This is a genomic window from Sunxiuqinia sp. sy24 (genome assembly GCF_052677165.1).
On the sequence record NZ_JBQYLH010000014.1, the window covers coordinates 24,155 to 44,511 of the forward strand.

Consider the following 20,357-nt stretch of genomic DNA (forward strand, 5'->3'; position numbering starts at 1 on the left):
AATGTATCCTACTCAAAACAGATCGATTATTGATTGCTTCTTGAAACTACGTAAGCGGGCAATCAAAGGGGTATTTCTTCTGGGAATTCTCTTTTTAAGCACCTCCGTAATTCAGGGCCAGACTATTCTGCCCACCCCTTTAAAAGTTGAAAAAAGGGCTGGCTCCTTTCTTATTGGAAATAAGTTAACAATAGCCTGTGCCAGCCAGGAGCAAGAGGTGGCTGATTATTTAATCCAACGGCTCCAAAACAATGTCCGGATTGAAAATTCGAATGAACGAAACGCGGATATTCATTTACAGCTTGCTGCGCTTCCCAACAACTTGGGAGATGAAGCTTACCAACTTTCTGTGTCCGGAAAACAAATTAAAGTAACGGCCAACACTTCCATCGGCCTTTTTTATGGCATTCAAAGTTTACTGCAACTTCTTCCGGAGGAGATACAGGCCGGAAAAGCTATTCATTTGGCAGGCTATCGTATTCCCGGAATAGAAATTACCGACTCTCCTAAATATGCCTGGCGCAGTTTCATGCTCGACTCAGGCAGGCAGTACCAATCGCCTGAATTTATTAAGCGTTACCTGGGCCACATGGCCATGTTGAAAATGAATGTTTTTCACTGGCACCTGACAGAAGGACAAGGCTGGCGGATTGAAATTAAGAAATATCCCAAGCTAACCGGCATTGGTTCAAAGGTGGCAGACGGGAAAGAACAGCAAGGGTTTTACACCCAGGAAGAAATTAAAGATATTGTTGCCTATGCCCGGAAGTTATACATAACCGTTGTTCCGGAAATCGATGTTCCTGGGCACTCAGAGGCTGCCTTAACGGCCTACCCGGAACTGACTTGCTTTGGCGAGGCCCCAAAAACGGTCATGAGCTTTTCGGACGTTTTATTTTGTGGGGGAAAAGAAGAAACTTACACCTTCCTTAAAAATGTGTTGGATGAAGTTTGTGAGTTGTTTCCATCGCCTTATATTCATTTGGGAGGCGACGAGGCACCGAAGGGAAAGTGGAACAAGTGTCCGCATTGTCAGGGGAAAATTAAGCAAGAAAATCTGGCGAACAGTCATGAACTACAAATGTATTTTTCATCCCACCTGGCCAATTATATGAAAACAAAAAATAAAAAGGTTATCTTTTGGGGCGATGTCATTTACCAGGATGGTTTTAAGTTACCGGACAACGTAATTGTTCATTGGTGGAACTGGCGCGGACATCAGGATTTGGCATTAAAAAATGCGATCAGAAACGGACATCAGGTTATCGCCAATACCAACTATTATAGTTATTTAAACTTTCCGGTAAGCCCATGGTCAAACTATTTTGCCGACCGTACATTTGATATGCGCACGGTTTACGAAAATAATCCATCAGACATAAATGAGCCTGATCCATTGGTTTTAGGTATGGGATGTGCTTTATGGACGGACTGGCATGTGTACGAACACATGGTTGATCGAAGGGTTTTTCCTCGTATATTTGCCTTGGCCGAACAAATGTGGAACAAGGGAGAACGCCTGCCATTTGATGAGTTTTATCGCATTGTGAAAGAAAAATACCCCATGTTGAGGGAAAAAGGAATTGATATTGGTCCTGGTTTGAAGGAAGAGATGAATAATGACTTTAGCTGGGATTAAAAGATAAAAAAGTTCTCTGGGAAAATGCATTGGGATCTAAATGATACATTAGAAACAAGAGTTTTTCCCGGCCAATAAAAATAGATAGAAATGAAGTTAAAGAAAGCAAGTTCATTAGGTTTATTGATGGTGCCTCTCGCATTGGCTACGAGCTCATGTGCTGAGCAGGAAAAGCAGGAGGTTAAACCCAATATCATATTTATTCTGGCTGATGATTTAGGCTATGCCGAACTCGGGGCTTATGGACAGCAAAAAATTAAGACACCCAATATCGACAAGCTGGCTTCGCAAGGAATTCGCTTTACCGATTATTATTGCGGAAGCCCAGTCTGTGCACCATCGCGAGGTGTGTTGCTTACGGGTAAACACTCGGGGCATGCTTACGTGAGGAACAATGATGAGATGGGGGCTAAGAAAAAGAATTGGGACTTTCGGGAAGTGATCAAAGATCCTTCGCTTGAAGGTCAACGCCCTCTGCCGGATAGTATTGTCACTGTTGGAGAATTAATGCAACAGGCTGGTTACCGCACGGCCTGCGTTGGTAAATGGGGCTTGGGTGGCCCGCTAACAGAAGGACACCCCAACAAGCAGGGTTTCGATCTTTTTTATGGAGATATGTGCCAGCGGCAAGGCCATAATTATTACAACCTGCACTTGTGGAAGAATGATCAGCAAGTTTTGTTGAACAATGAGTACACGCCAGTTTGGACTTCGCTGGACAAAGGAAGTGACCCACATGATCCGGCAAGCTATGAAAAATACACTTCCAATGAATACGCTCCGGACCTGATGTTGGACGAATCGCTTCGCTTTATTGAGCAGAATAATGCGAATCCGTTCTTCCTGTATTTCGCGCCAATCTTGCCTCATGCACCTTTGCAAGTACCCGCCGACTCAGAATTTCTGAGCTATTATCAGAAGCAGTTTGGCGAAGAAGAGCCTTACCTGGGGCAGAAAGGGTATTTCCCGAACCGCACGCCACATGCAACTTATGCAGCCATGGTCAGTTACCTCGATATGCAGGTCGGAAAATTGATTGATAAGCTGAAAGAAGAAGGGCTTTATGAAAATACGGTAATCATGTTTACCAGCGATAATGGGCCTACATTTAATGGTGGCACAGACTCTCCATTTTTTGATAGTGCCAAACCTTTTAAAAGCGAGCATGGCTGGGGAAAAGGCTTTCTGCGGGAAGGTGGAATCCGGGTTCCTTTAATTGTGTCATGGCCCGGAGTGGTAGCCCCGGGATCAGAAACTAATAGTCCATTTGCTTTCTGGGATGTGATGCCCACTTTGAATGAAATAGCCGGACTCGAAACAACGGTGAAGACAGATGGAATTAGCTTTTTGCCAACACTAAAAGGAGAACAACAAAAGGAGAAAGAGTTCCTGTATTGGGAATTTCCGATGAAAGCTTATGGCGGACAACAAGCTGTAAGAATGGGGAAATGGAAAGGCTATCGCTCCAATATGAATAAGGGCAACCTGACGATCCAGCTGTTCGATTTAGCGGCTGATCCAGAGGAGCAAAACGATGTAGCCGAAAAGTATCCCGAAATTGTGAAGAGGATGGAACAGGTCATGAAGCAGGAGCATGAGTGTTCCGAAGTTCATCCGTTCCCGGCCATTGACTAAAAAGCGTAATGACTATTTTAAAATCGATATAATAATGAAGAATCTATCTTTAATTGCCTTATTTTTTGTGTTGATTCTGGGATGTTCAGCTCCCGGAAAAGTAGAGGCCCCAAAAACCTATGCGGAGGCGCCTGACCCTTCGGCCGATACCCTGACCGATTGGAGTGTGGTTAAGCCGGGCTTGCATGCTACAATTGGTTCGATCGACAATCGGTATAATAAAAGTCTGATTCCGGATTTGGAGCCAAAAACAGCCTGGAAAGGATTTGCCTGGCGCAATGAAATAATTTCGGCACAACTGGTCCTGTGGAATAATGAACCGGCAGGAATTGTGGAGTGCCAATTTTCTGATTTCAAATCAGCAGATGAGAAAACTTTGCCAGCAGAAATTGCTCAGGCACGTTTTGTTCGTTATGTATTAACCGACGAGTTTGGCCCCGGATGTGGGTATCGCAAACCTGAAGATTTTATTGCCCTGACCAGGGCGGATGCACTTGACCCGCTTCCTGCTTTCGAAATGGAAGCCCAATCAACTCGTCCGGTTTGGCTTACGTTTGATGTTCCTGCTGACGCTACCCCCGGAACTTACACTTCCACCCTGCAGGTGATGCTGGATGGTAAAAAACACAGCAAATTCACATTTAACCTGGAAGTGGGGGATCGCATTCTCCCAGAAGCATCGGAATGGAAATTCCACTTGGATTTATGGCAAAACCCTTATGCTGTGGCTCGGGTGCATAATGTGGAATTGTGGTCGGCTGAGCACTGGGACTTGCTGAAACCGCTGATGAAGATGCTGGCTGATGCTGGTCAGAAAGTGATTACTGCAACCTTAAATAACCGCCCTTGGGGAGGACAAACCGAAGACGCTTTTGGTTCCATGATTGCCTGGAATAAGCAGGCTGACGGAAGCTGGACTTACGACTACACCATCTTTGACCAGTGGGTACAATTCATGTTGGACCTGGGAATTGATAAGCAAATTAGCTGCTATTCAATGGTACCATGGGGAAATGAGCTTTACTATTTTGATGTTGCCAGCGGCGAAGAGGTGAAAATTGTGGCTAAAGCCGGAACCAAAGAGTTCGAAGAAATGTGGACTCCTTTTCTGAAAGATTTTCTTATTCACCTGGAACAAAAAAGATGGAAGGACATTGCCTGTATGTCAATGGATGAACGCTCGCCAGCCGAAATGACAGCCACCATGAAACTATTGGCAGAGCAAGCACCGGAGCTGGGCGTTGGCTTTGCAGACAATCATCATAATTACATGAAATTCCCGGATCAACTGACTGATCTCAGCATTGCTTTTGGTGCCGAAATTGAACCAAAAATCAGAAAATACCGCAAAGATCAAGGGTATATTTCAACTTGGTATGTGTGCTGTTCGGATGTTTTTCCAAATGTTTTTACTTTCTCAGAGCCTGCCGAAGCTGCATTTATTGGCTGGTACACCATGGCGGCTGATTTCGATGGTTTCTTGCGCTGGGCTTATAACAGCTGGGTGAAAGCTCCGTTGATTGACTCACGTTTCCGGACCTGGCCTGCCGGCGATACCTTCATTGTTTATCCTGATGCCCGCAGCTCAATCCGCTTCGAGCGTTTGCGTGAAGGTATTCAGGATGCTGAAAAAATCCGCTTGTTGCGTGACGAATTTCAGAATAATTCATCGGCCGAGTCTCAAGACAAATTAAGACAGTTGAACGAGCTGCTTTCACGCTGCAATGTTACCGCACGGCCTGCTGATTTTAATGAGTTGATGCAGGACGCTAAAGAAACATTGGAGAGCCTTTCTAAGTAGCTAGCTTTAGATAAACAGATGCTTGGATTGTCCGTTTCAAAAACGTTTCAAACTGACAATCTGAGCATTTGAATATGTCAGGTCTAATAACCAATTAAACAGATCATGAAGAAACTTTCAGGAATAATTCTAACACTTTTATCAATCCTTTTGAGCGTGTCCGTATCGTTGGCACAACTCAATGGGCGTGTGTTTGTCGATACGAATAACAATGGAAAAATGGATGCTGGAGAGCGTGGCGCAAAGGACTGTGTCGTGTCGGATGGTCTCCATATTGTAAAAACAGATAAAAAGGGAAACTTTAGTTTGCCCGGATGGGATAAGCAACGCTTTGTCACCCTTTATCCTGGGGGAGAATTTACTTGTTCACAGTCCTATTTGCCCATTAACTCAGATGAGCAGGAGTATGTTTTCGCCATTACTCCAAAGGAGCGGAAAAAGGAAGTTAGCTTCGTGCAGATTTCCGATACCGAAACCTTTGAGTATCGGGATTGGGCGGATCAACTCAAGCAGTATGCCGAAGTGCACCAACCTGATTTTATCATTCATACTGGCGATATTTGTTACCAAAGTGGGATGGACTGGCATGCTGTGCATGTCAATCAGAAAACCTTTGGGGTTCCTGTGTATTACTGTTTGGGAAACCACGACATGATTAAAGGCGATTATGGTGAGCAATTTTTCGAACAGTGTTTCGGGCCGGCATGGTATGCTTTTGAAGAAGCAAACACCCTCTTCGTTGTTACACCGATGATGGGAGGAGACTACAAACCTTCCTTCAACCGGGACGAAATTGGGACCTGGTTGAAAAACCTGTTGAAAGCTTATCCTGTAGAACAGCCCAAAATCTTTTTCAATCACGATTTATTGACCAATGGTGAAGCGTTTGACTTTAAGGTAAATGAGCAAGAAATAATCAGCCTGGATGAGTCTAATCTGAAAGCGTGGCTGTATGGGCATTGGCATACCAACATGGCCAAAGAACACGGCTCGTCTGGTGTGATGTCGTATGGAACATCAACCTTGGCTGCCGGAGGTATTGATCATTCTCCTTCAGGGTTTCGGGTGGTTGATGTGGATGAGCAAGGAAACACCTCTTCGCATTTTAAGTGGACCAATCTCAATCGAGAAATTAAAATTGTTAGTCCACAAAAAGACGTGGCGATTCAGAATGCAGCGGGAGAAATTCAGCTGGCGGTGAACGTTTATCATACCGGGTCGGCTGTTGATAGTGTACATTATGCGCTTTATGGCGATGAAGGCCTTAATTGGAGCTCAGCACTGGATCAAAGCAAATGGCAAAAGATGGCTCAGGAGTCTGACTGGGCGTGGGGAACAACATTAAAACCCGAAGAAAGCGACAGCTATACCTTGGTGGTCAATGCTTTTTTGCATAGTGGCGAAATACTCAATGCCAAGCATTCGTTTTCGGTTCAACAATCGAAAGAAATCGATGTAAATGGCGAATGGTTTAACCTGGCCGGAAATCCGGCTCATCATGCAGTGGTTGATGAACAACATAAAATGCCATACCAACTAAAGTGGACAAGCAATATCGGAAGTAATATTTTCATGAGTTCGCCAGTATTGTACGAAAACATGCTAGTTACGGCAAGTTTTGATGATGGCGATGCTCAAAATTGTTATCTGGTCGGAATGGATGCAACAACCGGAGTTGAGCGGTGGCGCTATCAGACTCAAAATAGTATAAAAAATCAGGTCGTCGTGGCACAGGGAATCGCTGTTGCGGTAGATATGCAGGGAGTTACTTATGCGGTTGATGTTTTAACCGGAAAACTTCGTTGGAAGCGAGATCTGAACCATAATCGTTTGCCGGGGATTGTAAATGGCATCGTAACCGACGGGCAACTGGTTTACTCCGGCTTCGGAAAAGCTCTTTGTGCGTTGGATGTGGAGTCGGGAGATGAGCTATGGCGAAATAAGGCGTGGGGTGGAGGTAACGGAACAACGCCAACCATGACCATTGCTGACGATGTGTTAATTGCATCGAGCCAATGGGGTGCTATTTACGCCCATAACCGGAATACAGGTGAATTACTCTGGAAACGAAGTGATGCAGGCTTGCGGTTTCGCGATGGCGTTTTAAGCTATAAAGAGGGTTCGCTTTGGGTAAGTGGAAAGGGAACGGATAAAGCAGTCCCGGGCGTTTTGCACCAGTTGGAATTGAAAACCGGAAAAACAATTCAGATCTATGAAACGGGCATGCAGCAAAGCGGAACATCCGCACCAATTGTTTTGAAGGATCGTTTTATTGTTGCCGGTTCTCACCCGGGAGTTGCCGCTGTTAGCCGCGAAACAGGAGAACAACTTTGGCTTTATGAAGTGGAGCCAGCCTTGCTTTACACGCCTTCGTATTATGCCGATCGTCAGCAAAGTCTTGAATCAACTCCTTTGTTAATTGGCGATAAGCTGGTTTTTGGAGCGATGGACGGCCGGGTTTATGCCTTGGATGCAACCAACGGAAAACTGTTGTGGAAAACGGAACTGGGAGCCCCGGTGGTAACATCGGCCGCAGTCGATGGCAAACGGTTTTATATCTGCGACTTTGCCGGGAATGTTTATTGCTTCCAGGCAAACTAAAAAGATAGAATGAGGTGACTAAGGTATATGTTTCTAATTTCTAGGATCTAACTAAAAATGAAACGACCATGAGACGTTTTTCATACAAACGGAAATGATTATAGTCATGGGAGTTCTATCTGTTACCATTAAAAAACAAATAATTAAAAATAGATGAAAAAGCTACTTTTTACAACGATTCTGTTTGCAATGGGTATGTATTGTTCGGCTCAAACACGTTTTTACACCGGTTTTGAAGGCGATGCCGAAAAGTACTATCCCAAAGTTGAAAAGGAAGCGGCTGTATATGTTACCGAATTGCAGCGACCAACTTGGACTGCTGGCGTATCTGGCCGTGCGCTCGATTTATCTGAAAATGCAGTGCTTCGCCAGCCTTTGGTTGTTGATAGTCTGGAGGTGTCGGATTACAGCGCATCGAATGATTTGTCAGTTTGCGTATGGGTGAAAACTTTGCCCGGCGCCAAACAGGGAGCAGCGATTATCGGTAACAAGACAGATGGAGATTTAAAAGGAGCGGGGTGGAGTATATTTACACAGCCGACAGGGGCCTGGGGTGCTGTAATTTCTGATGGAAAGAACAGCTACACTTATCAGCCCAATATCCCTCGACAAGCCATTAATGATGGCGAATGGCACCAACTGGCATTTACCCTGAACCGGGATAAAGGTGAGCTTTGGTTTTTTCTGGACGGGCAGAATGTTGCCATTTACAATAGTCCGGGAATCGGAAGCCTGGAAAATAAAAACAGGACGATTGTTGGTGGAACCGATGAGTATTGGGAATATGGTTCCTTTGGCCAGTGGACGGCTTTTAACGGGTATTTGGATGAAGTGGTGATTGACAATGAGTGGATGACTGCTGAAACGATTTTGACAGATTACAATCGATTTAAAGCATCGGAGGAGAAAGAAGTTCTCATTGCTCCAATTCGGGTGATGGTATGGAATATTTGGCATGGCGGACGACGCTATGGCAAGCATGTTGGCCTGGAGCGGGTAATTGAAACAATAAAACAGGCTCAACCCGATGTGGTTGGTTTGATTGAGACTTACGGATCTGGTGAGGCAATTGCCGATTCGTTGGGCTATTACTTCTATCTGATTAGTTCTAACCTTAGCATCATGAGCCGCTTTCCGATCAAAGAAACCGTGAACGCTTTTCGGCCGTTTAATTTCGGAGGAGCCATTCTTGACCTTGGCAATAACAGCGAGCTGGCAGTTCTGGATACCTGGTTGCATTATTTGCCGGATTATTGGCCTGATGTAGTAAAAAAGGAAAAGTCTTCTAAAGAGTTGATTCAGGCGGAGGGCGAAACACGGCATGCTGAAGTAAAAAGTATCTTGAAGGAAATTGAGCCGATATACGCTGAGGCATCCAAAAGGCCGGTTATCATGTTGGGCGATTTTAACAGTGGCTCGCATCTGGATTGGACTGAAGCCACCGAGAAGCTCCACTACGGTTACACGGTTGAATGGCCGGTTAGCAAAGAAATGCTGAGAGCCGGATTTAAAGACAGCTACCGGGAACTTCATGTGAATCCGTTGCTGGATCCTGGTTTTACATGGACTCCCCGTGCGGCTACTTCTTCTGATAAGTATGGCTTGCGTGATCGTATCGACTACATCTATTATCAAGGCAATTTAAGCCCAGTTGAATCTAAGGTAATTGATTATCACCCAGTCATGTTCCCATCTGATCATGCCGCGGTGTTGACTGTTTTTGAGTTGGACTAACTAAACGAATCAAAGGGCAGATTAATTTCGAAGAAATAAAGAATAAAACACTTAGGATAGCAAGACAAACGTGTTGATTTTCAACGAAAATTCGATAATTTAAAGTCTAATATCCGACATCTAATGTTTTATGGGTAATATGAAAAGAAGAGATTTTATACGATATGGTTTTGGAGGCGCAAGTATTTTGATACTGCCTCTTGGAGTAAATGCATTAGCTAGTGGTTCCAAAAAACGGGTTCGATTTGGTGTTTGTGCCGATGTTCACAAAGACATCATGCATGATGCAGATAATCGCTTACAAGCTTTTGTTGACGAGGCTTCGAAACAAAAATTGGATTTTATCATTCAATTGGGTGACTTCTGCCGGCCTTACGATCAAAACAAGGAATTCCTCAATATCTTTAATCACTATGCGGGTAGCAAGTACCATGTTATTGGAAACCACGATATGGATGGAGGTTTTTCCCGGGAGCAGGTTCTTGATTTTTTGGAGACTGACTCCAAGTATTACTCGTTTGATCACAACGGCTATCACTTCATTATACTGGATGGAAACGATCAAAACCCATCTCCGGATAAAGCGAAAGGTTATGCTCGCTTTATCGGCGAAGAACAACTTCAATGGCTGGAAAACGATTTGGGAGCAACCAATTTGCCTTGTATGGTATTTTCACATCAAAGCTTTGAGAACGAGGATTTTGGAGTTGAAAATCAGGAGCAGGTTCGGGCTATTCTGGAAAAAGCCAATAAAGTGGTGGCTTGCTTCAGTGGACACCACCATACCGACTATGCCTGCTCCATTAATGGGATTTACTACATCCAAATAAACAGCATGTCGTACAGTTGGTTGGGAGGCGATTATCAAACGATTCGCTACAGCAAAGAGATTGATGAAAAATATCCTTGGATAAAATATACGGCCCCATACGAGAAACCTTTGTTTGCTTTTGTTGAGCTTGATAAAAGAAAGATTCAAATTGAAGGCGTTCAGAGCCAGTTTGTTAGTCCGACGCCTGAAGAGATTGGATTTCCACAGCAACCGAAAAATAGCCCTGTTGTGCCGGTAATTTCTGATCGGAAAATCAAGTACTAAAACGATAAACTATAAATCAAATGCGAACAAAAACTTTTTCACTACTACTGGTCGGTTTAGCCATACTGACTTCTTGTACGAAACAGCCCACAGCAAAGCGGGTGGTGATGATTGCTCTGGATGGTATTAGCATTGAAGGTTATCAAGCAGCCAAACATCCCAATATTGACCGTTTAGCTAAAGATGGAGTTTTGTCACTGGCTACACGTGCAGTTATGCCTTCGGTGACCCTCCCCAACTGGACCAGCCATTTAACGGGTAGTGGCCCCGAGCAGCATGGTGTTGTTGGAAACGATTGGACGCTGGAAAACATTAAACTGCCTGCAGTTCAGAAGGACAATTCCGGTTATTATCCTTCAATCTTTGAAGTACTAAAAAAGCAACTTCCCGAAGCAAAAACGGCCTTTTATTATAACTGGGGACCGCTGGTATATCCATACAATCAAAATTATTTGGATGAAGTCAGTTTTTTAGAAAACGATGCTTATGTGGAGAATTATCAGAAAGCCTTGGACTTTATCGATGCGAATAAAGAACTGCCAACTTGCGTGTTTCTGTATTCAGTTCATACCGATCATGCCGGACATGGACATGGCTGGATGTCTCCTGAATACATTCAATCTATTGAGGAGGCTGATTTACAAGTTGGGGAATTTCTGGATGAACTCAAAGCTAAGGGATTGTATGAGGATACGCACTTCCTGTTTGTTTCAGATCACGGCGGAAGAGGAAATGGTCATGGAGGCGTAAGCCCGACAGAGATGGAAGTCCCTTGGTGTATTGCCGGTCCGGGAATCAAACAAGGGGTGCAGATGACAGCACCTAATAATACGGTGAATACAGCTGCAACGATTGCAAACTTATTTCAATGTGACCTGCCAGCTGCCTGGATTGGGAAAGTTCCCTCTTTCATCTTTGAAAATTAGAAATAGAACGATAGTTTTATGGACTTAAATAAATTACAACTATTCAATTTTAAAAACTAATCAATGAAAAGAACGATTTCTCTTTTTTTGTTAGCTGCAGTTTTGGGCTGTACAAAGCCCTCTGGGCTGATGATGAAGACAGCCAATACAATTGCAGTTGATGGCGATGATACTAAGGATTCAATTATCCTTAAAGCTGCTCATGTTGTTCCTACGCCCAACCAAATGGATGCGCTAAGTGACGAATTTATTGCGTTTATCCATTTTGGTCCCAATACGTTTACCAGAATGGAGTGGGGAACAGGCATGGAAGATCCTAAAGTTTTTGATCTCCGTAAGCTGGATACCGACCAGTGGTGCCAGGCGATGAAGGCTGCCGGAATGACAAAGGTGATCTTTACGGCCAAACACCACGATGGTTTTTGCTTGTGGCAAAGCCGTTATACCGAACATGGAATCATGTCTACTCCCTTCAGAGATGGGCAGGGAGATGTGCTGAAGGAACTTTCAGAATCGTGCGAAAAGTATGGTTTGAAGTTAGGAGTTTACCTTTCTCCGGCCGATTTGTTCCAGATTGAAAATCCGGAAGGCTTGTACGGAAACCTGAGTAAAAAGACGGAACGCACTATTCCCCGTTCTGTTGGAGGACGTCCGTTCGAGAATAAAACGACCTTTCAGTTTAAGGTAGACGACTACAATGAATATTTCCTGAATCAATTGTTTGAGCTACTTACCGAGTATGGCCCGGTGCATGAAGTTTGGTTTGACGGAGCTCACCCGAAACGCAAAGGCGGACAAACCTACGATTATAAAGCCTGGAAAGAGTTGATTCATACCTTAGCGCCTGAGGCGGTAATTTTTGGTCGCGAAGATATTCGCTGGTGCGGTAACGAAGCCGGACAAACCAGGGATACGGAGTGGAATATTATTCCTTACCACGAAAATCCTGACACGGCCACCCATTTTGCTGACATGACAGCCAAATTAATAGGAAGTCTTGATCAGTTGGCTGAAGGGAAATTCCTGCATTATCAGCCGGCCGAAACCAATACGTCTATTCGCGAAGGATGGTTTTACCGCGATGATACCAAGCAGAAGGTGCGTAGCGCCGATGATGTGTTCGACATGTATGAGCGTTCAGTTGGCGGAAATTCTATTTTCCTACTCAATATTCCTCCCAATCGACAAGGTCGTTTTTCAGACGAAGATGTTCAGGTTTTGGAAGAAGTTGGAAAACGCATTGAGCAAACCTATGGTGCTGATCTGCTGAAAGGAGCTAAAGGTCCTGCCGAGGTGTTGGATAATGATCCAAACTCATTCGAACTGCTTGCAGGCGAAGAGAAGGCGATTGAAATCACCATGGCTTCGGAAGTGGAAGCCAACCGCTTTGTTATTCAGGAAGCCATTGCCAGTCATAGCGAGCGTATTGAAAAACACGCGTTGGATGCCTGGATTGATAACCAATGGCAAGAAGTGGCAGCAGCAACCAATGTGGGCTACAAGCGTATTTTACGCTTCCCAACGGTGACCACTTCAAAATGGCGCTTGCGGATATTGGAGTCGCGCTTAGCACCAGCTATTGCCAAAGTTTCGGCTCATTATTATGAAAATCGCCCACCACAACTTGCATTTTCTCGCAGCATTGATGGCCTATTGACCATTGAACCCCAAAAACATGATTTTGGCTGGAAGCCTCACGGAGAGGATATTTCAAAAAATATCAATAACGATTTGGAAATTCGCTATACACTGGATGGAAGTGAGCCAACCCGTGATTCAAAATTGTACAACACGCCATTTCTGCATGAATCAGGTCAGGTAAAAGCTCGTTCGTTTACCAAAGATCAATCAGGTAGTGTTGCTGAAAAGACATTTGGAATTGTAAAAAAAGCCTGGAAATTAGTTGGAGCTGATCAGGAGACTAAAGGACATGCCGGAACAATGGCTTTCGATGAGAATAGTAAAACTTACTGGCAATCGGCAGGAAAAGGAAGTCACTTTTTGGCCATTGACTTGGGACAAGAGCAATCCCTGACAGGTTTTGTTTATACGCCTCAAACAGCCAATGCTGAGGGTATGATTGAAGAAGGGCTGATTAAAACAAGTACTAATGGCAAAAGCTGGAAAACGCTTGAAACCTTTAAATTTGGTAATTTGATTAACGACCCGACTCCCCGGACTCATTATTTCAGTGTTCCCACAACGACACGTTTTATTCGGGTTGAATCTCGTGCTATTGCCGGAGGGAAATCAGGTGCTGCGATTGCTGAAATTGACTTCCTTTCAAAGGAATAGTTGCAGCCATGTCTGAAAAATAGTTTTCTAATGAGAAGAGCAAACTTTACTTTTTATAGAACAATTCTTTTATTCCTGCTTGTTTTTGGCTTTGGATGTAGCCAAAGCAAGCAGGCTAAAGAACTCAAAGTCCTGCAATTTAATATTTGGCAGGAAGGAACAGTTGTGGAAAACGGTTATCCGGCCATTTTGGACGAAGTGATCCGTTTGAATGCTGATCTGATTGCCCTGAGTGAAGTGCGAAATTACGGTGACATCAGTTTGGCAGGGCGGCTAGTTAAGGATTTGAAAGAACGGGGCTATACCTTTTATTCCCAAAGAAGCCAGGATACTGGAGTTTTGTCGCGCTATCCCATTGTAAAGCAAGAGGCTCTGTTTCCGGTCAAAAATGATCAGGGATCGGTAACAAAAGCAATCATTGATGTAGATGGTACCGAAATTGTGTTCTACAGTGCCCATCTCGATTACAGGCATTGCAGCCTTTATCTGCCCCGTGGATACGATGGATCAACCTGGGAGAAGTTGGATGCGATTGTTACCGATACGGCGGTAATTGCTGAATACAACCTGAAGTCGATGCGTGATGAAGCAATTCGGGCGGTAATTGAAGATGCTGAAAAGGAGCAAAGAAACGGACGCTTGGCAATCTTGGGGGGCGATTTTAATGAGCCTTCTCATCTCGATTGGACAGAAGCTACCAAAGACTTGTTTGACCATCAAGGTGTTGTCATGGAGTGGCACAATACAAAAGCCCTGGAACGAGCAGGGTTTAAGGATGCCTATCGGGAAATGTATCCCAATCCGGTTACGCATCCCGGTTTTACTTTTCCGGCAGATAATCCTTTGGTGGATATTCGTAAATTGGCCTGGAGTCCGGATGCTGACGATCGGGACAGAATTGATTTCATTTTTTACAAACCGGACCCTAAAATAACATTGAAGAGCGCTACCATTGTGGGTCCCGAAGGATCTATTGAACGGAATCAGCGGGTTCCCGAAAGAACGGAAGATCCGATAGTGGCTCCGCAGGGTATTTGGCCAACGGATCATAAAGCAGTTTTAGCTACATTTGAACTGAATTAAACTCCTGAAGAATAACCAATAATCAGATGAAACAATCATGACAAAAGTTTTCAGATACATAGGAGAATGATTAAAAAATTTGTCTCGTGTCTTGATTCTTGCGTCTTGGTTCTAATTTTAAACACATGAAACTATTTAAAGCCTATTCCGGAGCGTGTTTGGCAGCTGCCTCGCTGCTGTCAGGATGTTCTGAACCGGAAGTTCAACAACCCAATATCATTTTGTTTTTAGTTGATGACATGGGATGGCAGGATACTTCGGTCCCTTTTTGGAAAGAAAAAACAGCATTTAATGAGCGCTATCATACGCCAGGAATGGAGCGTTTGGCATCGGAAGGAATGCTATTTACACAAGCCTATGCTTCCTCGGTGTGTTCGCCCACGCGCGTAAGTTTGATAAGTGGAATGAACGCTGCAAGGCACCGGGTAACCAATTGGACATTGCACCGAAATGCCTCTGTTGATGCGCAACACAAGCTGCTGGACTATCCTGAATGGAATGTCAATGGGGTGCAATCGGTTGATAGTATCGAAAATTCGGTTCAGGCGACCATGCTGCCACAATTATTGAAGGACAATGGGTACTTTACCATTCATTGTGGAAAGGCGCATTTTGGAGCCATGACAACACCATCAGCGAATCCGCTAAACTGCGGGTTTGATGTGAATATTGCCGGGCACGCAGCTGGTGGCTTGGGAAGTTATTTAGGTGAGCAGAACTTTGGCAATAGAGAAAAAGGTGCTCATACCGAGCCATGGGGAGTTCCTGGCTTGGAGAAATACCATGGCGATTCGATTTTTATAACCGAAGCTTTGACGATTGAAGCTAAGAAGGCGATGGATCAAGCCTTGGCAGCAGAAAAGCCTTTCTACCTATACATGGCTCATTATGCAGTGCATATTCCGTTGAATGCTGATCGGCGTTTTTATCAGAAATATCTGGATATGGGCTTGCCGGAGTCGGAAGCAAAATATGCTTCTATGGTCGAAGCGATGGACAAGAGCTTGGTCGACTTAATGGATTACCTGGATGAAAAGGGTATTGCCGATAATACGATCGTACTGTTTATGTCCGATAATGGAGGCTTTAGTCTTCGTCCACGTGCAGGAGAATTACATACGCATAACAGCCCCTTGCAAAGCGGTAAAGGTTCAGCTTACGAAGGAGGTATCCGGGAGCCAATGATTGTTAAATGGCCCGGGAAAGTACAACCGAAGTCAAGGTGTAATGACTACCTGCTGATTGAAGATTTTTTCCCATCTATTCTGGAAATGGCGGGAGTCAACAATTATCAAACGGTGCAGATTGTCGATGGAAAAAGCTTTGTGCCCATGTTGCTGAATGAGGGAACTACGGCAGATGGTCGTGATCTTTTTTGGCATTTCCCAAACAACTGGGGACCAACTGGCCCGGGAATTGGAGCAACCAGTACCATTCGCAGTGGCGATTGGAAGTTGATTTATTATTACCGCGATCAACATTTTGAGCTGTTTAATATTCCTCAGGATATTGGCGAAAAACAAAATCTTGCGGAATCAAAGCCTGAAAAAGTCAATGAGTTGGCCCAAAAGTTAGGCGATTACTTAAGAAGTGTAGAGGCGCAGCGCCCAACACTAAAAGCTACCGGAGAACTAGTGGCATGGCCGGACGAGGCCAGAACACTTTAAACTTCATATGTCGGACGATAAGGTCTGGAAAATCAGCCTGTGCTTACTGCACAGGCTGGTTTGTTTTTTTTTTAAACTAACAATGACAACGATGCTAATTTTCAAAAAACAAAACGTATTGTACCTGCTCTTAAGCCTGATGGTGGTGGGCCTTAATGGGTATTCTCAAGAAAAAAATACAGTTGATCCATATCATCGTGCATCCAATGGTTTTGGCCACTTGATTGACAGCAATGATAACTGTTCCGTTTGGTGGGCTGAAGGCGCCTATAAAGTCATGCGCGATGCACCCGTCCCCGAACAAGTTGGTGACACCATTAAGATCTGGTCTGCTCAAAATGAGTATGAATCATTTTTAGTGGTCGTCAAACCAAATCAGCGGTTAGAGAATTTTCGTTTGACCGTTTCTTCTTTGACAAAAGAGGATGGGAGCAAGGTCGAGGCTGAGCAAGTAAGTATTCGAAAGGTTGACTATGTGAAGGTGACTAAGCCAACGGATGATTATAGTTTTCCCGGCTGGTGGCCTGATCCGTTACCTTTGGTTGATGGCCCGGTAACACTTTTTGGAGCTGAGAATCAACCTTTCTGGGTGACAATCAAAACGCCAGATGGAACACCCTCAGGAACTTATCATGGAACACTAACCCTAAGTGCTGAAGGTTGGAATACTAGTATTCCCGTTCAATTGAATGTATGGGATTTTGCACTGCCTGAAGTAACAAGCATGCGCTCGGGCTTTGGCTTAAATATGAATACGGTTAATGAATATCACCAGTTGACTGATCCGGAGGATTCGAAAAAAGTGTTTGATCTTTATATGCAGGAGTTTAAGAAATATAAAGTAGCTCCTTATAATCCATTCGAATTTTCGCCAATCAAAGAAACCGTGTCGGGCATTTTCTGGCAAGGAGGCTTTTTCGATAGCAAGGAAAAATACGCAGGGAAATATGCCTATAAAGTTGAAGACCAGAGTCGAAGTGAAGATTCATATGCCGAATCAAAATTCATCGGAGTTAGTGATTCACCGTTTCAATTGTCGTGGTGGGCTAAAACACAGGATAAGGAGCAGCAATTTTGCGTGAAAGTGGCCTGTTACAACGCAGAAAAAGAGCTGTTGGTTTATGAAAACCGGATGGAAGAGTTTACCGGTGACGATACCTGGAAGACCTATTCGCTCAACTTGGGCAAGCTTTCTCATGAAACCCGGTTTGTAAAGGTTTTTCTTTACCCTGCTTTTCATTCTTATACCGGCGAATACATGGGGACATGCTGGTTCGATGAAGTAAAATTAGAAGATGGCAATGAGAAGAATCATTTGTTTGCCGGAAATTTTGAAGTTGATTTGGAAAAAATAAACATCGACCTGGATTTTACGGATTTTGATCAAGCGGGGGAGCGTTACCTGGATGAATTTGGGTTTAATGGATTTCGTTTGGCTCTGAAAGGCATGGGGAGCGGTACTTATTATGACCGGACGCCGGGTGTTTTTGAAGGATTTGAACAGGGAACCGTGGAGTATGAAAAGCTCATGCAGCGATACTTGGTTCAAATTCAGCAGCATCTTGAAGAGAAAGGCTGGTTAGGCAAAGAATACATTTATTGGTTTGATGAACCTGATGCTAAGGATTACCCTTTCGTGAGGCAGGGAAATGAGATGATCAAAAAGTATGCGCCCAAACTAACGACTTTTCTTACAGAACATGTGGCAGGGCAAGATCTTTCGGATGTGACGGACATTAGTTGTACCATTTGGCATAAGCTGGATCATGAAAAGGCGCGTAAGTTAAATGAACGGGGACTGGAGTACTGGACTTATCTGTGTTGCTGGCCAAAGTCGCCGTGGATTTCTGAATTCATTGACCATGACGCTGTTAACCTGAGAATGTGGGTTTGGGCTTCCTGGAAGTTTCAATTCAAAGGTATCTTGATTTGGTCAACCAATTTCTGGAACTCCCGATCAGCATCGCCGAAAGATTATTTGCAGAATCCATGGGATGAACCGATGTCTTTTGTAACCGGTTACGGCTGGCCACAAGGAAAGCAAACGATTTGGGGAAATGGTGACGGAAGATTTTTCTATCCGCCCAACAAACAACCAAATGTAAAAAGTGAAGCCTGGATCGAAGGGCCAGTTCCATCGTTACGCTTGGAAATCTTGCGGGATGGATTGGAAGATTACGATTACCTGGTTTTGTTGAAAAAGGCCATTGAGCAAGCTTCGGGAAAAAGGAAGAAGCTGGCTAAAGAGGCGGAGCAACTATTGGAACTTCCTGTCGGAATCATTTCTGACGAGAAGACTTATTCTAAAAATCCGAAAGATTTGTTGGAATACCGCAGAAAGCTGGCTCGGTATATTGAATTGCTTCAGGTGAATTGAGGAGCCAATAAATGAGCAGAATGATGTAAGAGCTGAAAAAGAACATATTATCAACCTAACACGATAAAACTACATGACTACTACACGACAATTTACGAAAGCGACACTAAGCGTTTTTGCGCTTACAGCCATGGGCTTTTCGGGCACGGCACAAACGCAGTCAAAACCGAATATCATTCACATTGTAGCCGATGATGTGGGCTATGATGATTTGAGCTGTTTTGGTTCAAAGGATATTCGCACACCCAACCTGGATGCACTGGCTGAAAGTGGCATTAAATTCACCAGTTTTTATGCGCCGCATGGTACCTGCACTCCTTCACGGGCATCCCTTCTGACAGGGCGATATGCCCCGCGTGTTAATAACAACACTGGCTTGTATGTGCTTTTCCCTCATTCCAAGCATGGGTTGGAAGATGAGTTGGAAGTATCCATCACGGAGTTGCTGAAAGAGCAGGGCTACACTACGGGCTTGTACGGGAAATGGCACTTGGGACACTTGCCACAATACCTGCCATGTGTGCATGGCTTTGATGAGTTCTTGGGAATTCCTTATCCGAATGACCACGGACCCGAGCGTATTGGAAATTCAGGTTGGCGTCCTAATGGAATTAGCGATCCGGCGATTCCTTTGATTGAGCAGGCACAGGTTATTAAGCGATGCGACAACAATGATATCGCAGAGCTTCCGGCACTTTTTACGCGCGAAGCCTGCAAGTTTATCTATCGGTCGGTGCAGGATGATAAACCATTCTACCTGCAATATGCCAACATTGAAACACACACGCCTTGGTTTGTGCCTAAAGGGTTCGAAAACCAAAGCCAGGCAGCTGCCTATGGCGATGCAGTTGAATACCTGGATCGGTCAGTTGGCATTATTCTGAATACACTGAAGCGATTAAAAATTGAAGACAATACCATCATTGTTTTCACTTCGGACAATGGTCCGTTGGTGCATCGCGACGAAGAGCTGGAGAACTGCTACGGTCGCTTTGGCTTTACGGATCCTGAGCGGGAACATGTACTTCGTGAAGGAAAGTACCAGGAACGTTTTGAAGGTGGAATTAAAGTTTCGTGCATCATGAAATGGCCCGGGCATATTCCGGCAGCCAGCGAATCGGATGAACCGATAACCGGCATGGATTTGTTTACCACCTTTGCACACATTGCCGGGGCCGAGATTCCAACCGACCGGGTAATTGATGGTAAAGACATCCGAAGTTTGATGTTTGGAGAAAAGGGAGCCAAATCGCCTCATAAAGCGGTGTATGGTTTTACCGCCAACGGAAAATTGATGAGTGTTCGGTATAAAAACTGGAAATTAATTTTGGGAGGAAAACATTGGACAGGTAACTTTGATGCACCGCAACTGTATGATCTGAATACTGACATGGGAGAAAGAAACAATGTGGCACCGGAACATCCGGATGTGGTGAAACAAATTTTAAAACTGGCTGAAGAGGCCAAAACAGCAATCGCAAATAATCAACCATTAATATAGAG

Annotated in this window: 12 protein-coding genes; all 12 read left to right on the top strand. The window is 44.4% G+C overall.

Going from position 1 to position 20,357, the window contains the following annotated elements:
- Nucleotide 1 precedes the first annotated feature (1 nt).
- A complete protein-coding gene (locus ACUNWA_RS12775; protein ID WP_445592309.1) occupies nt 2–1,639 on the top strand; it encodes a beta-N-acetylhexosaminidase in 1,638 nt (545 codons plus the stop codon).
- A 90-nt stretch (nt 1,640–1,729) separates the two neighbouring features.
- A complete protein-coding gene (locus ACUNWA_RS12780) occupies nt 1,730–3,274 on the top strand; it encodes an arylsulfatase (RefSeq protein WP_445592310.1) in 1,545 nt (514 codons plus the stop codon).
- Nucleotides 3,275–3,308: 34 nt separating this feature from the next.
- Entirely contained in the window at nt 3,309–5,075 is a 1,767-nt protein-coding gene (locus ACUNWA_RS12785; RefSeq protein WP_445592311.1) for a glycoside hydrolase domain-containing protein, read from the top strand.
- A 105-nt stretch (nt 5,076–5,180) separates the two neighbouring features.
- The gene (locus ACUNWA_RS12790; RefSeq protein ID WP_445592312.1) at nt 5,181–7,676 is read left to right on the top strand and encodes an outer membrane protein assembly factor BamB family protein; all 2,496 of its coding nucleotides are present in this window, start codon (nt 5,181–5,183) and stop codon (nt 7,674–7,676) included.
- Between the two features lie 153 nt (nt 7,677–7,829).
- Complete coding sequence (locus ACUNWA_RS12795) at nt 7,830–9,410, top strand: endonuclease/exonuclease/phosphatase family protein (protein WP_445592313.1); 1,581 nt, start codon at nt 7,830–7,832, stop codon at nt 9,408–9,410.
- Nucleotides 9,411–9,549: 139 nt separating this feature from the next.
- Nucleotides 9,550–10,506 carry a metallophosphoesterase family protein gene (locus ACUNWA_RS12800; RefSeq protein ID WP_445592314.1) on the top strand — a complete coding sequence of 319 codons (957 nt, stop codon included), beginning with the start codon at nt 9,550–9,552 and terminating at the stop codon, nt 10,504–10,506.
- A 20-nt stretch (nt 10,507–10,526) separates the two neighbouring features.
- Entirely contained in the window at nt 10,527–11,432 is a 906-nt protein-coding gene (locus tag ACUNWA_RS12805) for an alkaline phosphatase family protein (protein WP_445592315.1), read from the top strand.
- 63 nt (nt 11,433–11,495) lie between these two features.
- Nucleotides 11,496–13,727 (top strand): alpha-L-fucosidase, encoded by a 2,232-nt coding sequence (locus ACUNWA_RS12810; protein ID WP_445592316.1) that lies wholly within the window; start codon nt 11,496–11,498, stop codon nt 13,725–13,727.
- A gap of 30 nt (nt 13,728–13,757) precedes the next feature.
- Nucleotides 13,758–14,810: an endonuclease/exonuclease/phosphatase family protein gene (locus ACUNWA_RS12815; RefSeq protein ID WP_445592317.1), complete on the top strand. Its 1,053-nt coding sequence runs from the start codon at nt 13,758–13,760 to the stop codon at nt 14,808–14,810.
- Nucleotides 14,811–14,935: 125 nt separating this feature from the next.
- The gene (locus ACUNWA_RS12820) at nt 14,936–16,477 is read left to right on the top strand and encodes a sulfatase (RefSeq protein WP_445592318.1); all 1,542 of its coding nucleotides are present in this window, start codon (nt 14,936–14,938) and stop codon (nt 16,475–16,477) included.
- Nucleotides 16,478–16,568: 91 nt separating this feature from the next.
- On the top strand, nt 16,569–18,854 hold the full coding sequence (locus tag ACUNWA_RS12825) for a glycoside hydrolase domain-containing protein (RefSeq protein WP_445592319.1): 2,286 nt from the start codon (nt 16,569–16,571) through the stop codon (nt 18,852–18,854).
- A 73-nt stretch (nt 18,855–18,927) separates the two neighbouring features.
- A complete protein-coding gene (locus ACUNWA_RS12830) occupies nt 18,928–20,355 on the top strand; it encodes a sulfatase family protein (RefSeq protein WP_445592320.1) in 1,428 nt (475 codons plus the stop codon).
- Nucleotides 20,356–20,357: the final 2 nt, after the last annotated feature.